The organism is Paenibacillus sp. J31P190 (genome assembly GCF_059692075.1).
The window spans coordinates 37,812-54,595 of the sequence record NZ_JCAUAS010000020.1; the positions used below are offsets into that span (position 1 = coordinate 37,812).

The window sequence follows — 16,784 nt, forward strand, 5'->3', positions numbered from 1 at the left end:
ATCATATATATCAATTATTTCAATGTTTTAAGAAGAAAATAAAAGCAAAAAAACTGACCTCGGCTGCAATGCCAACGATCAGTCTCATTCGTTCTCTTATTCTTGCGGAAGTACTGGACCCGATGTCTGTTTGATAACCAATTTCGGCTCCAAGACCACTCTGCTATTTTTAAGTTGAGTTCGATTCCCTTTTATAGTGTCCATAATCAGTTCTCCAGCCCTAGCCCCTATTTCGCCCTCGTTTTGGTCAATATATGTGAACAGACTTAGCTCATCCATCATCGGACTCGGATTATCAAAGGTCACGATGGACAAATCTTCCGGCACGCGGAGCCCTTCACGCTTGGCGATGGACAAAATATGTACACCTAGGTTTCCGTTCAGCGCTATGTATGCGGTTGCCATCCGGTTCTTGATAAACCGATACAAAGGGTGCTCCTCATTAACAGATGAGAGCGGGGATGCAAAATCCGTCAAGAATAACGCCGGGTTGATCATCTCGCCTTTATCCCTGAGTGCACTGATGTAGCCATTCACCCGATCTTCCACGGATACCGTGGGTTGAGGTGAATCGGAACAAATTGCGATGTTGCGGTGACCGAGGCCCCACAAGTGATCCACGGCCAGTTTAGCTGCCAGCGCGCTGTCGGAATAAACTGTGTTCGTCTCCACGCCAGGCAAATATCTGTCAATGAGGACAAAAGGATAGTCCGTCATTTTAAGTGTAATGATTTCCTCATTATAGACTTCCGCATCCACTGGAAAAATGATCAGGCCAGCTACTTTATCTTTCAAATCCCGAATGATTTCCTTTTCCCGCTCTTTTGAATTGAAAGAGAACATCATTAGCAGCGCGTAGCCGCTATTCTCAAGAACGGAAGTAATGCCCCGGATCAACCGGATAGCAAAAAAATCATCAACGAATGGAAAAATAAGCCCGATCTTCGGACGTTCCGAGTGATTAACTGACGGCGTTTGAACGGCAACTATCTTCGCAGTTGGAATATAAGTTTCTGGAATACCCTTAACAAAGGTCCCCCTACCCGGAATGCGGTAAATCCAACCTTCCCGAGCAAGCTCATTCAACGCGTTGGCCACCGTGATCCGGCTTACATTAAACTGTTCGAGAATTTCCTTCTCGGTCGGAATCTTGTCGTCTTCTTGCAATTTTCTAGAGCTGATCAGTTCTTTAAAATGGTTTTGAATCTGAATATATAGCGGTTCCCTGTCTGTGCTCATCCTACTACAAGCCTCCAAGATTACTCTCATATATAGTTATAAAGATCTCATATCAAATATAGCATATTGCCTTAAGCATTTCCAAACCATTTCTGTCAAAACCCCGTAGGATAAAAAGAAATTTAGATACTCTATTCAGATATTATAATTTGTTATATAGTATATATCGTTTGTGAGATTTGATAAAATGACCCTTCTGCATCCTGCAGAAGAGTTATTTATTATCTGAAGCTCATTTTCCATGGTAAAAAATTGCTTTGGGTCGGAATTGTTGTATTTTCCGCAACAATTCACACGCCCAAAGGCTATTTTGCAACTTGTTGTTGCACTCTGTACAACATTCCGAGTCCAATTGGTGCGAAATGGCCTATATAGGACCAAATTGTTGTACATTATGCAACAACGAAGGGAGAAAGGCGTGATTTAGGCAGCAATTGTTGCACTTTCTACAACATCATTCAACCGTAATATGGATTCATTCATCCCGCAACCTTTATTGAGCATATATGACGATTGATCCCAATTTAAGATACCTCACAAAGAACATAACCTCACCCCTTTCATAGTTCCAAAAGAGGTAAGGGCTGCAAAGTCACCAATAGAGGTAAGACTGCAAAGTCACTTTAAACTAACTCATATGCATCCGTTAGATGTTCCCCAACAAACGCTGTTAGCTTGCTTAGCGAAAATATACATAACTCGTGCATAGCCCGGGTGCAAGCGGTGTAGAACAGCTTGCGTTCGTTTTCTGCCCGTACTGATGACAGGAACCGTCATAGATGAGTACGACATTGAACTCTACCCCCTTCGCCAGATTGGGTTTTTCTTCGTTTTTATAGAATGCCGTAACCGAAATTAACATCCGTGAAGTTCACGAATTCGCTCCACCGCCCGTACATGGTGCCTAGCATGTCCCGCCATCATTTTGAGCAATCTTGCAACGGACTCTTCGCGATTATTTGTAGTTATAACTGTCCGTTCAAGCGCACCAGGCAAATGTTCACACAATCCAAGAATATGCTGTCTCAAACTACGAAACATCTGCACTTCGTTTGTAATTGGCCTCGCCGCATAATGAAGACTAACACTCCAATCGTCCTGCGAAAAACGATTTCCTTGGTAGGTACGACCCGGCTCTGCTAGGGCAAATTTCACTTTGTGAATCGTGACTAATTCCAAATCAATCAGGTGCAGCACCTGTTCACGAATCGACCATTTACCTGGTGCTTCCGTTAAATCGAGCTGCTCTTCAGACAAGCCATCTACAGCACATTCCAACTCGTCTATTCCTTCAGCGTACATCTTCATAATTTCATCGTCAGAAGCAAATAGTTCCTCCCAGAAAACGAAGGTATACCCATCAACGACGGGAACAAAAACCTTACGAATATGCCCCTCTTCTTCTTCTTTTCTCAGCTCATTCCATCCGTTAACTTGTAAGCTTTTTTCCACTTCGTTAACGGAGCTAACTCCTATATAAACGAGATCCCCCGCTTGCGGACTGAAAGGCTTTGGCTGCAACCAACGAGTTAGGTAAGCCTCTAGTACTTCATGTTCCAGCTTGGTTAGCTGACCTCTCTGTACCAAAACAACTTCATCGTTCAACCAAATGCGAAGCAACGCTGCATGGCCCGCAGCAGGAGTTGCCTCCACCAATTCCCAACCAAGCTGTCTTGTATAAAAAGACACCGACTTCTGAAGATTATCGACCTGCAGCAGCAGCCTCGCTTTGCCATGATTCATAGTTTTCTTTTCCTTTCATCAAAAAAATACGCTCCGTCATCATTTCGACGGAGCGTACGGATTTCCTACTTCTTGGCCGCTTTGTAGGCCTCGATATATTGAGCTGCCTTGTCAGCAACAAGGCTGTAGTTACGGGTTTTGACGGCTTCGCTAGTCAAATCAGAACCGATGCCGACGGCAACGGCGCCGGCCTGGATCCACTCACCGAGGTTGCTCAGCGAGACACCGCCGGTCGGCATGATGTTCGCCTGCGGCAGCGGACCTTTAATGGCCTTAATCATCGCGGGCGAGTAGAGATTGCCCGGGAAGAGCTTAACGATATCGACGCCGAGCTCAAGCGCCGTTTGAATCTCTTGAATCGTCATGCACCCTGGCATGACGGGCACTCTGTAACGGTTGCAGAGCTCAACCGTTTTCGGGTTAAGCGATGGGCCGACGACGAACTCGGCCCCGCTGAGGATCGCGGCACGCGCCGTCTCGGGGTCAAGGGCTGTGCCCACCCCGATGATCGCGTACTTAGCCGCGTCCTGCGCTGTGCTCGAGTAGCGCTTCGCGAGCTCCTCGATCGCGCGCAGCGCGAAAGGCACGGTCATTGTGACCTCGATGACCTTAATACCGCCGGCAATGGCTTGATCCGCCATTTCCACGACTTCTTCTGGCGTATCGCCACGTAGAACGGCAACAACACCTTCACTTGATATTTGTTGGATAAGTTTAATTTTTTTCATTAGAATCTACACCCTTCTTTTTCAAGCATTTAACGTTCTATATGTTTAACATCGTTAAGCACGGCATCCACTTGTTCCCAAGTCGGAGCGCCTTCCCAGTCTCCCTCGGTCTGAACGATCAGGGAGCCTACAAGGTTGCCGATGCGTACGGCTTCCGTATATTCATACTCTTTTAACAAGCCAACCAAAAAGCCCGCACAGAACCCATCACCCGCTCCAACGGTATCAACCACATGCTCCGCTTTGAAATAAGGAACTGCTGTAACACTGTCAGAGGTTACGACGTACGTCTCATTTTCCCCACCTTTGACGATGGATATCGCTGATAATTCACGCAGCTTGCTCACGATAACATCCCAGTCCTCTGTCTGGTAGAGCAGCTTCAATTCATCTAAACCAGGTAAGAAAATATCAGACAGCTTAGCTAGTTCTAACAGCACGGGACGTGCCTCTTCCATATTCCAAAGCTTCAAACGCAAATTAGGATCAAAGCTGACCTTGACGCCATGCTTACGAGCCATTCGAACAGCTTCGAAAGCCGCCTCTTTACAAGATTCGCTTAAGGCAGGAGTGATGCCTGTGATATGCAATATTTTGGCCCCAGCGATATAAGCCTCATCCAAATGCTTCGCACTCATGTGACTCGCTGCTGAATTTTTACGATAGTAGTAAACAGACGTTTTGCCCATTAGTACTTCGCGCATCATCAGTCCCGTAGGCGCTTCTGCTGTCAACTCAGCGCGTGAAACATCGACGCCTTCACCACGGATTTTTTTGAAAATCATGCGACCTAATGGATCATTACCTAACCGTCCGAACCAGCCGACCTTGCCGCCAAGTCGTGATATACCAATAGCTACATTACTTTCAGCACCACCAAACAAGCTGTGAAGCTCAGATGAGTACTCCAGTCCCTTGCCGCTGGAAGGCATGAGCAGTGCCATCGTTTCCCCAAAAGTGATAATATCCGGGCCAGAACCTGAATGCGATTGTGTATTTGCTATCATAGAAGCTCTCCATCCATTTCCCGATCACGCCTGAGCGTGTCCAGTTAATTGAAACGTTTAAATAAGTGATATACCTCATATTATAGTGCATATTGAGCGTTTACACCAGACTTGACTTACCGAGGAAGGAGCCCAAGATCTTCGATCATGCGAGTGGTAATCTCAACAAACTTACTCCTTCTCTCCCATCCCGAGAATAACACAGAAAAAAGAGAGCCACATCGTTACTCTCTTCTCCATGCTTTGCATCTATTCGATTAGGCCATTTGCTCTTTCTTCTGTTTGTAGCCCATTGTTGCTTGAACCGCTGCTTTCCAGCCTTCATATAACCCATCGCGCTCAGCAGATTCCATGGTTGATTCGAACGTATGCTCAATCACTTTGTTCTGGATAATATCTTGCTTGCCTGCCCAGTAGCCAACAGCTAGACCAGCCAGATAAGCTGCGCCTAGCGCTGTCGTTTCCAATACACGAGGGCGATCTACAGTTGCACCTAAAAGATTCGCCTGGAACTGCATCAGGAAGTTGTTCGCCACTGCGCCTCCGTCAACCGCCAGCTTTTGTAATTGGATGCCCGAATCAGCTTCCATTGCTTCCAGCACATCTTTCGTTTGGTAAGCTAAGGATTCTACCGCTGCACGTATAAAGTGGTCCTGCGTCGTTCCACGCGTCAACCCAAAGATCGCGCCCTGAGCTTCCATATCCCAGTAAGGTGCACCTAGTCCTACAAAAGCAGGCACAAGATATACGCCGTCTGTGCTAGCCACATTCGTTGCATGCTTCTCAGAATCAGAAGCCTTCTCAATAAGTTTAAGACCGTCACGCAGCCACTGAATCGTAGCGCCCGCAACGAAAATGCTGCCTTCAAGCGCATACTCCACTTTACCATCCAAGCCCCATGCAATCGTAGTCAACAGTCCGTTCCGGGAAGCAACAGCCTTGGAACCCGTGTTCATAAGCATGAAACAGCCTGTGCCGTAAGTATTTTTGGCCATCCCTTCTTCGAAGCAAGCCTGGCCGAACAATGCCGCTTGCTGGTCACCAGCGATTCCGGCAATCGGAATTTGAACTTCGAACAAACTTTTGGATGTCTCACCGTACACTTCACTGGAAGGACGCACATCGGGCAGCATGGATACAGGGACATTCAGCATGTTAAGCAGCTCTTGATCCCATTGCAATTCGTGGATATTGTACATCATCGTTCTCGATGCGTTGGAATAGTCCGTCACATGGACCTTACCATCGGTCAATTTCCAAATAAGCCAAGTATCAATGGTGCCGAACAACAATTGGCCGTTATCGGCTTTTTCTCTAGCACCTTGTACGTTGTTCAATATCCAGTTCACTTTCGTACCTGAGAAGTATGCATCAATGAGCAATCCTGTTTTCTGACGCACTTTAGGATCAAAGCCCTGTTCCTTCAGCTCATTACAAATGTCCATGGTTTGTCGACTTTGCCAAACGATTGCGTTGTACACGGGTTTGCCCGTAAGTTTATCCCAAACAACCGCTGTCTCGCGTTGATTCGTGATCCCGATAGCTGCAATTTGGTGCGGATGCACATGATTTTGGATCAAAACTTCTTTGAGCACCTCAAGCTGCGTCTCCCAAATCTCCTCGGCGTTATGTTCAACCCAACCTGGCTTCGGGTAAATTTGTGTAAACTCTTTTTGAGCAACACCCATAATGGCACCGGATTTATCAAATAAAATAGCACGAGAACTCGTCGTTCCTTGATCTAATGAAAGCACATATTTCTTTTCCATGGGTTCAGCCTCCAAAATATATAAAAGAAAACAGCAAGCTATTCCAAATGCACGCATGGTAACGTACGATTTGAAATAAACTTGCTGTTCTCCTAAGCTCCGCAGCTAAATTAAATTATAGTCTTATATTACTTTAAATAGCTTGATTGTCAACAATAAATCGAACTTACAAACCTGTCGCTCCCGCTCCAGCCAATTCCTGCTGAAGTTCGTCATGAATATGACCATTGGTAGCAAGCACATTTCGCACGGCAAGCTTGTATGGATTCCCAGCCGTATCGCTCACTTTACCGCCGGATTCTTGAATCAACAACGAGCCTGCAGCAACATCCCATGCGCTAAGACCAATCTCCCAGAACCCGCTTAATCGTCCTGCTGCGACATAAGCCATATGTAGCGCTGCTGATCCGCCCGAGCGAAGATTTCTTACCTTCGGCGCCAAAGCCAGCGTCCCTTTAAGATTGATCGGTAGAGCGCCGTCACGGTCCGCAGGAAAGCCGGTTGCCACCAAGCTCTCGGATAGCTTGCTATCGAGCGAAACCGTCGTCTTATTGCCATGCATATAGGCGCCTTTCCCTTTTTCTGCGACGAACAGCTCATCACGAGAAGGGTCATAGACGACACCTACGATAATTTCACCCTTATGTGCCAGCGCAATCGAAACGGAGTAGAACGGAAAGCCGTGAACGAAGTTCGTCGTCCCATCAATCGGATCCACGATCCAGAGATACTCCTCTTCACTCATCGCTTGAAGTGCTTTGGCCGAAGCTGCTGGTCCAGGTTCCACGCCTTCCTCACCAAGAATGGAATGATCTGGGAAATGAGTCATAATCAAATTACGAATTAATTTCTCAGAACCTTTATCCACCTCAGTGACCAAATCTTGCGAGGAGTACTTCGTATCCACGCGATTAATGTCCCCCAGCTTGCTCTTAATCCATTGCCCAGCCTTGGCCGCCGTATTAATGGCCACCGCTGTAAAGCTCTTACTGCCCACCACGAAAGGCTCAACCCTACTATCAACCATTTATATCAACTCTTTCTTTTCATTAATTTAATTGGTAACTCCAGTATAGTAAATTATACGTTTTAAATACTAGTGCGTTTCATCCCAAAATATTCGTATAATTTTACATTTTAACTAGAATCAGCCTGTTTTTTGCGTAAAAAAACCGTATCACCCATAAGGCAATACGGAACTTCTTAGTATGCGGGTTTAAATGCCAACGATATGATATCCACCGTCTACATAGATAACTTCACCCGTGATACCGCGGGAAAGGTTACTCATCAAGAACATTGCTGTGTCGCCTACTTCAGCTGTATCCGTTGTTTTGCGCAGCGGTGCTTTCTCTTCCACTTGGCGCAGGATGGAGTTAAAGTCTTTGATGCCTTTGGCAGCCAAGGTACGAATCGGGCCAGCGGAGATCCCGTTGACGCGAATGCCGAATTGACCGAGATCATTTGCCAGGTAGCGCACGCTAGCTTCCAGCGCTGCTTTGGCAACGCCCATGACGTTGTAGTTCTTCATCGCGCGCTCAGCGCCGAGGTAAGTCATCGTCATGATGCTGCCGCCCTCTGTCATCAGCGGGTAAATCCGTTTCGATACCGCTACAAGGGAGTATGCGCTGATGTCATGCGCTAATGCGAAACCATCACGCGATGTGTCAACGAATAGCCCGTCCAACTCTTCAGTTTTAGCAAAAGCAATACTATGTACAAGGCCGTGCACCACACCGAACTTCTCTTTAAGTGTGGATGCAAGTGTTTCGATCTCAGCATCTACAGTTACATTGCAAGGCATCAAGGTTGAGCCTGGAATCGTGTCTGCGAGCTTGCGAACGCGTTCTTCAACACGCTCATTTTCAAACGTAAAAACAAGATTAGCTCCTTGTGCCGCTAAGGATTGAGCAATAGCCCAAGCGATGCTGCGGTCGTTGGCAACACCCATTACAAGTATATTTTTTCCGGTTAACAATTGACTCATGGTATTAAGAAGCCCCTCTCACAATGGATTGTGCGTCGTTCATTCCCACTCTCCAAAGTACCCCATTTTGTCCAACAATTCAAGAATTAAATCTGAATGCTTATAGCTGGATGGAGGCTTGATCGAGAACCTTGACTCCCTCTTGCATCTTGAGGTCTTCCATGAGTCGAAATAACGCTTCATCCTTCATCTTCGCTTCAATCATGATATCGAGATTTGGCGTGGCTGGCGCAATAGCACGTAGGAATGCGAAAAGAGGCCCTACCTCCACGTAGTCAGCATGACTTCTTGGATCACTTTCACTTTTGGGACTTGAAACGTGGATTTTCGGTGGGAGTACGTTTGCAGCCTGCTCCGACTGCTCGCTCTCCTGTCTAGACCACGTTTGTCGGATCCGCGGCCAGAGATCAGCCGCATCTTCCCCGTTGTTGTTGACCGCATGATGATGAATATCCAGCACCATAGGCGCTCCCACCTTTTCTGCAATATCAAGTGTCTCTTGCGCAGTAAAGGTTTTATCATCATTCTCAAGGGTGATCCGCCTCTGAATGTCAGGGCGCAGAGCGGAAAAATTCTGAATAAATCGCTTAGCCGCTTTCTCTTTATCGCCGTAGGAACCACCTACATGAATATTGCACATGGCTTCCATACCCAGCCCCATCGCGTTAAGCATAGCCGTATGCCGTTCTAGATCCTCCACTGATTTCTGCAGCACATCTACCTTTGGCGTACTCAGGACAGTGAAATGATCCGGGTGAAAGCTTACGCGCATGCCAGACTGCTTAGCGTAGCTGCCAAGCTCTTGGAATTCAGCTGCAAGGGTGGTAATTGGGTCCCACTCACCTAACATTTCATGTCCAATGAGAGGGATTAGCCTGGAGGAAAAGCGAAAGACCATGATGTCATGCGCACGGTTGTGCCTGAGCAATCTAAGCGTATTATGCAAATTTTCGGCGCCAAGCCGCTCTAGCTTCCGAATGGCCGCATCTCGATCCAGAAGCTTGCTGAAGTTCGTGACTGTCATCGTTTTGGAAGGGGACGCGTTCTTGACTACCGTCGACATAGCCACATATCCAAGGCGAATAATCATGCAAAGGTTAACCTCCAAGAAGAGTATGCAAGGATAAACGGCTTACATCGTCCTGTTGGACGAATGCGTTTGTTAGGATGGATGCAAAAATTCCTTTTATAGGGTACCCTTTGGAGGAGCAGCACATACACAACTAACCTAATTTAGGATGAGATGGATGCTATGATTTTGAAGCTGATAAAAGACGAAATCGCCAGTGGCAGCAGGCTTAACGCTAACATACCGAACTTGGTGCCTCGATCTTCTTTTCGCAAACACATATAGTTTCCGACAAACCACACCAACAAGTAGACGCAAAGTACCCCCGCAGCCATATACCGTGCCTGCATCGTTGGAGGCGACATAAAGCCATAAAACCCAAAGATCAAATAAATAAGTACATATGGAGTTGGTATACCTAAGCCAATATTGAAAAGCCAATAGGCAATAAACTTCCTGTCCGTCAAGAACGTTTGTCTCATCCTTTTCACACTCCAATCTGAATATCTACTAAGTACATTGTAGTTCTTCAAGCTAGTTAGAATAAGTACTAAGTTCTTGTAGTACCTATGGAGAGAGTGACTTTTGGCGTGGAGGTACCTAACCTATCGTGCAAATGTTAGTGATGAAAAACATTACTACGGAGCGGAAAATGGACTATTTCGGCTGCAGCCTCATGTCGACAACTCAGTTAAGCCCGCGCTCACAAACATGAGACGCTTCTATCGAGGTAGCGATGCTCAAATCATCTTTGAGGTTCAAAATCAGCATCCATGCTTTAAAAAAAAGGTTCGCTCTATAAGAAGACTCTTTCTAGGAATGCCTACAAAAAAAGACACCATCCCTATCGGACGATGTCTTCTAATTTACTCTATCCTTGCTCACCGAAAAACATCTCATAAGCAAGTGCGGTTTGAATCCGTGACTCTTCTTCCGTCAGACGGCGAATGAGTTCCATCTCCACTTGCGTCACTTCTTCTCCTTGGAAATTGATTTCCGCAATGGAGGCGACGATTCGTACAATGGCAATCGCCTGATTATCGGGCGTGTAAGCAATGACCTTCTGACCGGTTGGGAAGACGCGGAAGCCGCTCTTCACCATTTTGCCGCGGCCGTACTCTAGAAGCTCATAAAGCTCCTGCGCGGACTTAAACTTGCAGACTGAATTGAACTCGGTTTGAAATCCCATTTGCATCTACTCCACATCAAAAGAATATTGGATATTCTGCTTCGCTGTATGCCGTTCGATAGCTAGACGAATAAGATCATCGAGAAGTTCTGTGTATGGTTTACCGGTTTCTTTCCATAGCAGCGGGTACATGCTGAATGGTGTAAAGCCCGGCATCGTATTGATTTCGTTGATATAGATCTTCTGATCGATTTTGCCTAGGAAAAAATCAACACGCGATAAGCCGCTGCCGTCCACAGCCAGGAATGCTTGAAGCGCCAGTTGTCGGATCTGCTCGGACGTTTCTTCTGGGATGTCTGCAGGAATAACCATCGCTGATTTGCCGTCCATATATTTCGCTTTATAATCGTAAAATTCGTTCGAGGACACGATTTCACCAGCAACCGAAGCAATAGGTTCATCATTGCCCAAAACGGCAACTTCAATCTCGCGGGCGTCGATATTCTCTTCAATAATAACTTTTCGATCATATTGGAAAGCGAAATTGACCGCTTTAATTAATTCTTCTTGATTTCTTGCTTTGGAAATACCGACACTGGAGCCTAGATTAGCCGGCTTCACGAAGCACGGGTATCCGATAGCCGTTTCGAGCTCGATCAGGTGATATGCACGGTTCTTTTCCCACTCGGTACGTGTGAAATGACGGAAAATACACTGTGGAAGCCCTTCTTGTGCGAAAACCTTCTTCATCATGACTTTATCCATCCCGACAGCTGATGCAAGCACGCCTGCACCTACATATGGAATGTTCGCCATTTCAAGCAATCCTTGAATGGTCCCATCTTCACCGAATGTGCCATGTAAAAGCGGGAAAATAACATCTAAGCCTGTATCCTTCATGCCAGCTGTATTCGTTGCAGCTATAGCCACATCCCCTTTTGTCTGAATGGACCCGAATATGGGTGCCAAAGCATTGGAAACAGGTGCGGCTGCAGCGGTAACTCCACTACTAAATGTCAGTACTTCCTTGGATTCAGCCGGACCTAGTAGGGGGGCACCGCTTCTCCATTCGCCTTTTTTGGATATATAAAACGGTGTGATCTCATATTTATTGAAGTCCAAAGCTTTCATAACCGCCAATGCTGTTTGCAGGGACACGTCATGCTCTCCGGATTTCCCCCCATAAATTAGTCCAATTCGTATTTTGCGGCTCATTACGTACCTCCGTCTAGTATTTGCATTTCCTCTTCCTATTTACATCTGATCAGCGACCCGAACGAAAACGTACTTCGTCCTCTCTGTCCAAGCAGGTGAATCCTTATAAGCCCAATAGCGATTACGGCTATTATATGTATGCGCATTGACCAGCGGCATCCCGTTAGCATCTTTGCCTATCACAATCGTATTGTGCTGAAAGCGGCCATCGCCATCCCAGTCGTAGCTAATTGTATCTCCCGGTTGAAGCTCGCGCGGATCATTGACCGCATGCCCTTGCAGACCTCTGCGGCTATGGGAGAGGAATGTTTGCAGGCTATTGGCAACAGCCCAACTAAAGCTCCAAAGCTCTTGATTGCCTTTTTTGCCAGCATACCACCAGCCCAAATCCCTTTTCCCAGTATAGTCCATTGGAGCCCCGCCTGCAAAGAGGCATTGCGATACAAAATTCGTACAGTCGACTTCAAATTCCTCGTATTTCGGATTCGGGGTTTGCCACCAAGTTTCTGCATACTGGACCACTTTGGCACGATTATAAATGATTTTGCGAGTAGCTGATTCCTGAGCACTGCTGTTGAGTATACTATGATTAATATAAGGTAGTGAGGGCGCTCTGCGAAGCCCATCCACAAAACCTTCATAATCAGGCAAAAAGACGCCTCGCTGCTTGCTCGGAAGCGACTTTTCTCCATGGAGAGGTTCTGTGTATCGGACCTGCCAGCGGTTCGCCGCGCTATCAATGAACACACGTTCAGGTTCAATACGTTCCTCTAGGTGTTCGATGGACCCAATCCGATAGTTTAGAAACCGATGTAATTGGATATCCGCGATAATCACTTGTGGCGATTCTTTAACACCAGTAAGACGCAGCTTTGTTTCTCCACGCAGCAATTTCGCATCACGGTCGCGGTAACTGTTCAGGAGCCTACGCACCTTGACATCCTGTTTCCGTACATAAGCGCTGTCTGAGACATAAGCTTCCATAGGTGCAGCAGAGCCTTCGATCTCTGCCTGGTTCTTTGCGTGAACATAGTTATAGAGCGCTGTTTTCCAGGACATCTTGGTATCCTCCTTAGGACGAGCCCGAATTGCTTTGAATTGATTCAATATATGACATTTTGACGGTAAAAATGATTGAAATTAATCTTTACTCATACACAGCGAAACGCTATACTTAATGTAGAGGGATTAATGAAATTGAGTTTCACTAGATGAAACCAATGAATGATCAATATTATTGAGGAGGAATTACCCATGTCCAATAAGGACTCTTTTTCTGTGCGTAAGCAGTTAACTGTGGGAACGAAATCGTTCCAGTATTACAGTCTTCCTGACTTTGAAAATCAAGGCCACGGTACCGTTAGCAATCTGCCTGTCTCCATTCGCGTTCTGCTCGAAGCCGCTATTCGTCAATTCGACGGTCGTGCCATTACAAGTGAACACGTTAAACAAATCGCTGGTTGGGCTGAAGGCCGCGATGAAAACAAAGAAATTCCTTTCATTCCTGCTCGTATCGTTCTTCAGGATTTCACAGGCGTTCCCGTCGTTGTTGACCTTGCGGCAATGCGTGCGACGATGGCTCGTGAAGGCGGAGATCCTAAACGGATCAACCCACTCGTTCCTGTAGACCTTGTTATTGACCACTCTGTTATGGTCGATGCTTTCGGATCCCCGGATGCACTGGACTACAACATTAACCTAGAGTTCGAAAGAAACGAAGAGCGTTACCGTTTCCTACGTTGGGCACAAACGGCATTCGATAACTTCCGTGCTGTTCCACCTTCAACAGGTATCGTTCACCAAGTTAACTTGGAGTACCTGGCTTCCGTAGCAGCTACGAAAACGATCGATGGCGAAACGGTTGTTTACCCGGATTCCCTCGTAGGTACAGATTCCCACACGACAATGATCAATGGACTTGGTGTTGTAGGTTGGGGCGTAGGCGGTATTGAAGCTGAGGCCGGTATGCTTGGACAACCGCTTTACTTCGTAGCTCCAGACGTTGTTGGTTTCAAATTGACAGGTCACCTGGCAGAAGGCGCTACAGCAACTGACTTGGCTCTGACTGTTACACAAATTTTGCGTAAAAAAGGCGTTGTTGGTAAATTCGTTGAGTTCTTCGGTCCTGGTCTGAGCAACATCTCCTTGGCTGACCGCGCAACAGTAGCGAACATGGCTCCGGAGTACGGCGCAACAATCGGTTTCTTCCCAGTCGATAACGAAACGTTGAACTACCTGAGAAGTACAGGTCGTGACGCAGATCAAATCGCACTCGTAGAAGCTTACTACAAAGCACAAGGTATGTTCCGTACAGACAGCACACCAGATCCTCAGTTCACTGATGTAATTGAACTTGATCTTGGCGCAGTAGTACCAAGCTTAGCTGGACCTAAACGTCCGCAAGACCGTGTTGAGCTTACGAACATGAAGGAGTCTTTCAACTCCATCATCCGTACACCTATCGACAAAGGCGGCTATGGCCTTACCGATGAGAAAATCGAAGAAGTCGTTGATGTTGTTTATCCAAACGGCGAAACTGTTAAAATGGGCACAGGTTCAGTTGTCATCGCGGCAATCACTTCCTGTACAAACACATCGAACCCGAGCGTTATGCTAGGTGCCGGACTTGTGGCGAAAAAAGCGGTAGCTCGCGGTTTGAGAAAACCAGCTTTCGTTAAGAGCTCATTGACACCAGGTTCCCTGGTTGTTACCGAGTACTTGATTAAAGCAGGCTTGCTTGAGCCTCTAGAAGCACTTGGCTTCCACGTTGCAGGTTACGGCTGCGCAACTTGTATCGGTAACTCCGGTCCGCTTCCAGAAGAAGTAAGCAAAGCCATCATCGACAACGACATGACTGTGGCTGCCGTTATTTCCGGTAACCGTAACTTCGAAGGCCGTGTACATGCTCAAGTGAAAGCAAACTACCTGGGATCACCTCCGCTTGTTGTTGCCTATGCACTTGCAGGAACAGTAAACATTGATTTGGCTAACGATCCAATCGGCTACGACCACAGCAATCAACCTGTCTACCTCAAAGACATTTGGCCTACAAACCAAGAGATTCAAGAAGCTCTTGCGATTGCAATGAGTGCTGACATGTTCCGTGATAAATACAGCAACGTATTCCGTGCGAATGAGCGTTTCAATCAAATCGCAATTCCGGAAGGCGATCTGTACGAGTTCGACAACAAATCCACGTACATTCAAGAGCCTCCTTTCTTCACGGATCTGGGTACGGTTCTGGATGATATCGCAGATATTCGCAATGCCAAAACATTAGCACTCTTGGAAGATTCCGTTACAACGGACCATATCTCCCCTGCCGGTAACATCAAAGTTGACAGCCCTGGAGGCCAATACCTGATTAACCATGGTGTGAAAAAAGAAGACTTCAACTCCTACGGTTCCCGTCGTGGTAACCACGAAGTAATGATGCGCGGAACGTTCGCGAACATCCGTATTCGTAACCAAGTGGCACCAGGAACAGAAGGCGGCGTTACGACTTACCTGCCAACTGGCGAAGTTGAATCCATCTACGATGCTTCCATGAAGTATCAAGCTGAAGGCCAAAACCTCGTAGTTATCGCGGGTAAAGAGTACGGAACTGGAAGCTCCCGTGACTGGGCAGCAAAAGGTACTTTCCTACTCGGCGTCAAAGCCGTTATCGCGGAAAGCTTCGAGCGTATTCACCGCAGTAACCTTGTTGGTATGGGTGTTCTTCCACTTCAATTCCTTGAAGGAAATGGTTGGAAAACACTAGGTATCACAGGTCGTGAAACATTCGATATCACAGGTTTGAGCAACGACGTACAACCGGGTTCCACTGTAAAAGTAACGGCTACTCGTGAAGATGGAACAACTTTCGAGTTCAATGTACTTGTACGTTTGGATAGCATGGTTGACGTAGATTACTATCGTAATGGCGGTATCCTACAAACCGTTCTTCGTCAAATCATTTCTGAGAAAAACTAATACAGCAAAACACACACAAAACGCATTACACACAGCAAAAGTCCGGGATTGCCTTAAATGGCGGTCTCGGACTTTTTTTTATAAAAAGACCAAATCAACAATTTTCGAGCCATATTTACAAGCTAAATTCCCTTAGAGCGCCAAGCGTTTGGAGTACATTTCCAAATACTGCGGGTTGAGCCTCCCCTCCTCGGCACCTATACTGATAGGACGAAAGGGGAGATGAAGATGAAGTTGATAAAAAAACTCGTCCTTGTCGTGCTGTTAGCTTCAATGGGTCTAGGTTTTACCGTAAGTGAATGGAGCCTGCCGGCTTCTGCAGCAACTACATTGAAGCAAGGCAGTCAAAACGGTGATGTCTGGGACGCTCAGTTCCGTCTCGAGACTTTAGGCTACTATCAGCAATCTGCGGATGGCAAATATGGTCCGATTACGGCCGCTGCTGTTCGCAATTTTCAATATAATTATGGTCTAACCGTTGACGGCATGATTGGAGCAAAAACATGGGAGGCTTTACGCAACTATTCAGTGAATCAAGCTGAATTGGATATGTTGGCGAAGGTGATTTACAGCGAGGCTCGCGGTGAATCCTATGAAGGACAAGTAGCCGTTGGGGCCGTTGTCATGAATCGTCTACAATCTAGTAAGTTCCCAACTTCTATCCAAGGCATTATTTTTGAGCCTGGGGCTTTTACTGCCGTTAGTGACGGCCAGTACTGGCTGAAGCCGGATTCGACAGCCTACATGGCAGCACAGGATGCTGTTCGCGGCTGGGACCCTACCAAGGGTGCCCTGTACTATTTTAATCCCGATACAGCGACGAGCAAATGGATCTGGTCACGTCCGCAGACTGTGCGGATTGGGCATCATATTTTTGCTAGGTAATCAATACAGAAAAGCTATGCGCGGCGAATATAACAATTTAA

At 46.7% G+C, this 16,784-nt stretch carries 15 protein-coding genes; 2 read left to right on the forward strand and 13 right to left on the reverse strand.

Translation table 11 applies throughout. From position 1 onward, the window contains the following. Window positions 1-96: 96 nt before the first annotated feature. The 13 genes from AC58U0_RS27450 to AC58U0_RS27510 all read right to left on the reverse strand — a co-directional run bounded on the left by AC58U0_RS27450 (window position 97) and on the right by AC58U0_RS27510 (window position 12,945). Window positions 97-1,239, reverse strand: coding sequence for a GntR family transcriptional regulator (locus AC58U0_RS27450; protein WP_497382042.1), 1,143 nt, complete (start codon window positions 1,237-1,239; stop codon window positions 97-99). A gap of 633 nt (window positions 1,240-1,872) precedes the next feature. Further along, the gene (locus tag AC58U0_RS27455) at window positions 1,873-2,031 is read right to left on the reverse strand and encodes a hypothetical protein (protein WP_497382043.1); all 159 of its coding nucleotides are present in this window, start codon (window positions 2,029-2,031) and stop codon (window positions 1,873-1,875) included. A 63-nt stretch (window positions 2,032-2,094) separates the two neighbouring features. Continuing rightward, the gene (locus AC58U0_RS27460; protein ID WP_497382044.1) at window positions 2,095-2,982 is read right to left on the reverse strand and encodes a DinB family protein; all 888 of its coding nucleotides are present in this window, start codon (window positions 2,980-2,982) and stop codon (window positions 2,095-2,097) included. Window positions 2,983-3,047: 65 nt separating this feature from the next. Further along, the gene (locus AC58U0_RS27465; protein WP_056833998.1) at window positions 3,048-3,710 is read right to left on the reverse strand and encodes a bifunctional 2-keto-4-hydroxyglutarate aldolase/2-keto-3-deoxy-6-phosphogluconate aldolase; all 663 of its coding nucleotides are present in this window, start codon (window positions 3,708-3,710) and stop codon (window positions 3,048-3,050) included. A gap of 29 nt (window positions 3,711-3,739) precedes the next feature. Continuing rightward, window positions 3,740-4,717, reverse strand: coding sequence for a sugar kinase (locus tag AC58U0_RS27470; RefSeq protein WP_497382045.1), 978 nt, complete (start codon window positions 4,715-4,717; stop codon window positions 3,740-3,742). Between the two features lie 257 nt (window positions 4,718-4,974). Then, window positions 4,975-6,486: a glycerol kinase GlpK gene (gene glpK, locus AC58U0_RS27475; RefSeq protein ID WP_497382046.1), complete on the reverse strand. Its 1,512-nt coding sequence runs from the start codon at window positions 6,484-6,486 to the stop codon at window positions 4,975-4,977. Between the two features lie 166 nt (window positions 6,487-6,652). Then, complete coding sequence (locus AC58U0_RS27480) at window positions 6,653-7,513, reverse strand: inositol monophosphatase family protein (protein ID WP_497382047.1); 861 nt, start codon at window positions 7,511-7,513, stop codon at window positions 6,653-6,655. Window positions 7,514-7,702: 189 nt separating this feature from the next. Further along, window positions 7,703-8,473: an enoyl-ACP reductase FabI gene (gene fabI / locus AC58U0_RS27485; protein WP_497382048.1), complete on the reverse strand. Its 771-nt coding sequence runs from the start codon at window positions 8,471-8,473 to the stop codon at window positions 7,703-7,705. Window positions 8,474-8,573: 100 nt separating this feature from the next. Next, window positions 8,574-9,563: a UV DNA damage repair endonuclease UvsE gene (uvsE, locus tag AC58U0_RS27490; RefSeq protein WP_497382049.1), complete on the reverse strand. Its 990-nt coding sequence runs from the start codon at window positions 9,561-9,563 to the stop codon at window positions 8,574-8,576. A gap of 143 nt (window positions 9,564-9,706) precedes the next feature. Beyond that, window positions 9,707-10,024, reverse strand: a complete 318-nt coding sequence (locus tag AC58U0_RS27495; protein WP_497382050.1) for a hypothetical protein — start codon at window positions 10,022-10,024, stop codon at window positions 9,707-9,709. Window positions 10,025-10,413: 389 nt separating this feature from the next. Next, window positions 10,414-10,731, reverse strand: a complete 318-nt coding sequence (locus tag AC58U0_RS27500; RefSeq protein WP_497382051.1) for a hypothetical protein — start codon at window positions 10,729-10,731, stop codon at window positions 10,414-10,416. Window positions 10,732-10,737: 6 nt separating this feature from the next. Next, on the reverse strand, window positions 10,738-11,886 hold the full coding sequence (locus AC58U0_RS27505; RefSeq protein WP_497382052.1) for a D-alanine--D-alanine ligase: 1,149 nt from the start codon (window positions 11,884-11,886) through the stop codon (window positions 10,738-10,740). A 39-nt stretch (window positions 11,887-11,925) separates the two neighbouring features. Beyond that, on the reverse strand, window positions 11,926-12,945 hold the full coding sequence (locus AC58U0_RS27510) for an amidase domain-containing protein (RefSeq protein WP_497382053.1): 1,020 nt from the start codon (window positions 12,943-12,945) through the stop codon (window positions 11,926-11,928). Window positions 12,946-13,140: 195 nt separating this feature from the next. Between AC58U0_RS27510 and acnA the strand changes: the two genes are divergently transcribed. Both acnA and sleB read left to right on the forward strand, forming a co-directional pair. Next, window positions 13,141-15,858: an aconitate hydratase AcnA gene (gene acnA, locus AC58U0_RS27515; RefSeq protein ID WP_497382054.1), complete on the forward strand. Its 2,718-nt coding sequence runs from the start codon at window positions 13,141-13,143 to the stop codon at window positions 15,856-15,858. Between the two features lie 228 nt (window positions 15,859-16,086). Beyond that, entirely contained in the window at window positions 16,087-16,743 is a 657-nt protein-coding gene (sleB, locus tag AC58U0_RS27520) for a spore cortex-lytic enzyme (RefSeq protein WP_497382055.1), read from the forward strand. The last annotated feature ends 41 nt before the right edge of the window (window positions 16,744-16,784 follow it).

Bases quoted from the DNA above. Each gene is read 5' to 3' on its own strand.
- AC58U0_RS27505 (WP_497382052.1), bottom strand. From the start codon at position 11,886: ATGAGCCGCAAAATACGAATTGGACTAATTTATGGGGGGAAATCCGGA.
- AC58U0_RS27480 (WP_497382047.1), bottom strand. From the start codon at position 7,513: ATGGTTGATAGTAGGGTTGAGCCTTTCGTGGTGGGCAGTAAGAGCTTT.
- AC58U0_RS27470 (WP_497382045.1), bottom strand. From the start codon at position 4,717: ATGATAGCAAATACACAATCGCATTCAGGTTCTGGCCCGGATATTATC.
- AC58U0_RS27465 (WP_056833998.1), bottom strand. From the start codon at position 3,710: ATGAAAAAAATTAAACTTATCCAACAAATATCAAGTGAAGGTGTTGTT.
- glpK (WP_497382046.1), bottom strand. From the start codon at position 6,486: ATGGAAAAGAAATATGTGCTTTCATTAGATCAAGGAACGACGAGTTCT.
- AC58U0_RS27450 (WP_497382042.1), bottom strand. From the start codon at position 1,239: ATGAGCACAGACAGGGAACCGCTATATATTCAGATTCAAAACCATTTT.
- fabI (WP_497382048.1), bottom strand. From the start codon at position 8,473: ATGAGTCAATTGTTAACCGGAAAAAATATACTTGTAATGGGTGTTGCC.
- uvsE (WP_497382049.1), bottom strand. From the start codon at position 9,563: ATGATTATTCGCCTTGGATATGTGGCTATGTCGACGGTAGTCAAGAAC.
- AC58U0_RS27495 (WP_497382050.1), bottom strand. From the start codon at position 10,024: ATGAGACAAACGTTCTTGACGGACAGGAAGTTTATTGCCTATTGGCTT.
- AC58U0_RS27460 (WP_497382044.1), bottom strand. From the start codon at position 2,982: ATGAATCATGGCAAAGCGAGGCTGCTGCTGCAGGTCGATAATCTTCAG.
- AC58U0_RS27455 (WP_497382043.1), bottom strand. From the start codon at position 2,031: ATGTCGTACTCATCTATGACGGTTCCTGTCATCAGTACGGGCAGAAAA.
- AC58U0_RS27510 (WP_497382053.1), bottom strand. From the start codon at position 12,945: ATGTCCTGGAAAACAGCGCTCTATAACTATGTTCACGCAAAGAACCAG.
- sleB (WP_497382055.1), top strand. From the start codon at position 16,087: ATGAAGTTGATAAAAAAACTCGTCCTTGTCGTGCTGTTAGCTTCAATG.
- acnA (WP_497382054.1), top strand. From the start codon at position 13,141: ATGTCCAATAAGGACTCTTTTTCTGTGCGTAAGCAGTTAACTGTGGGA.
- AC58U0_RS27500 (WP_497382051.1), bottom strand. From the start codon at position 10,731: ATGGGATTTCAAACCGAGTTCAATTCAGTCTGCAAGTTTAAGTCCGCG.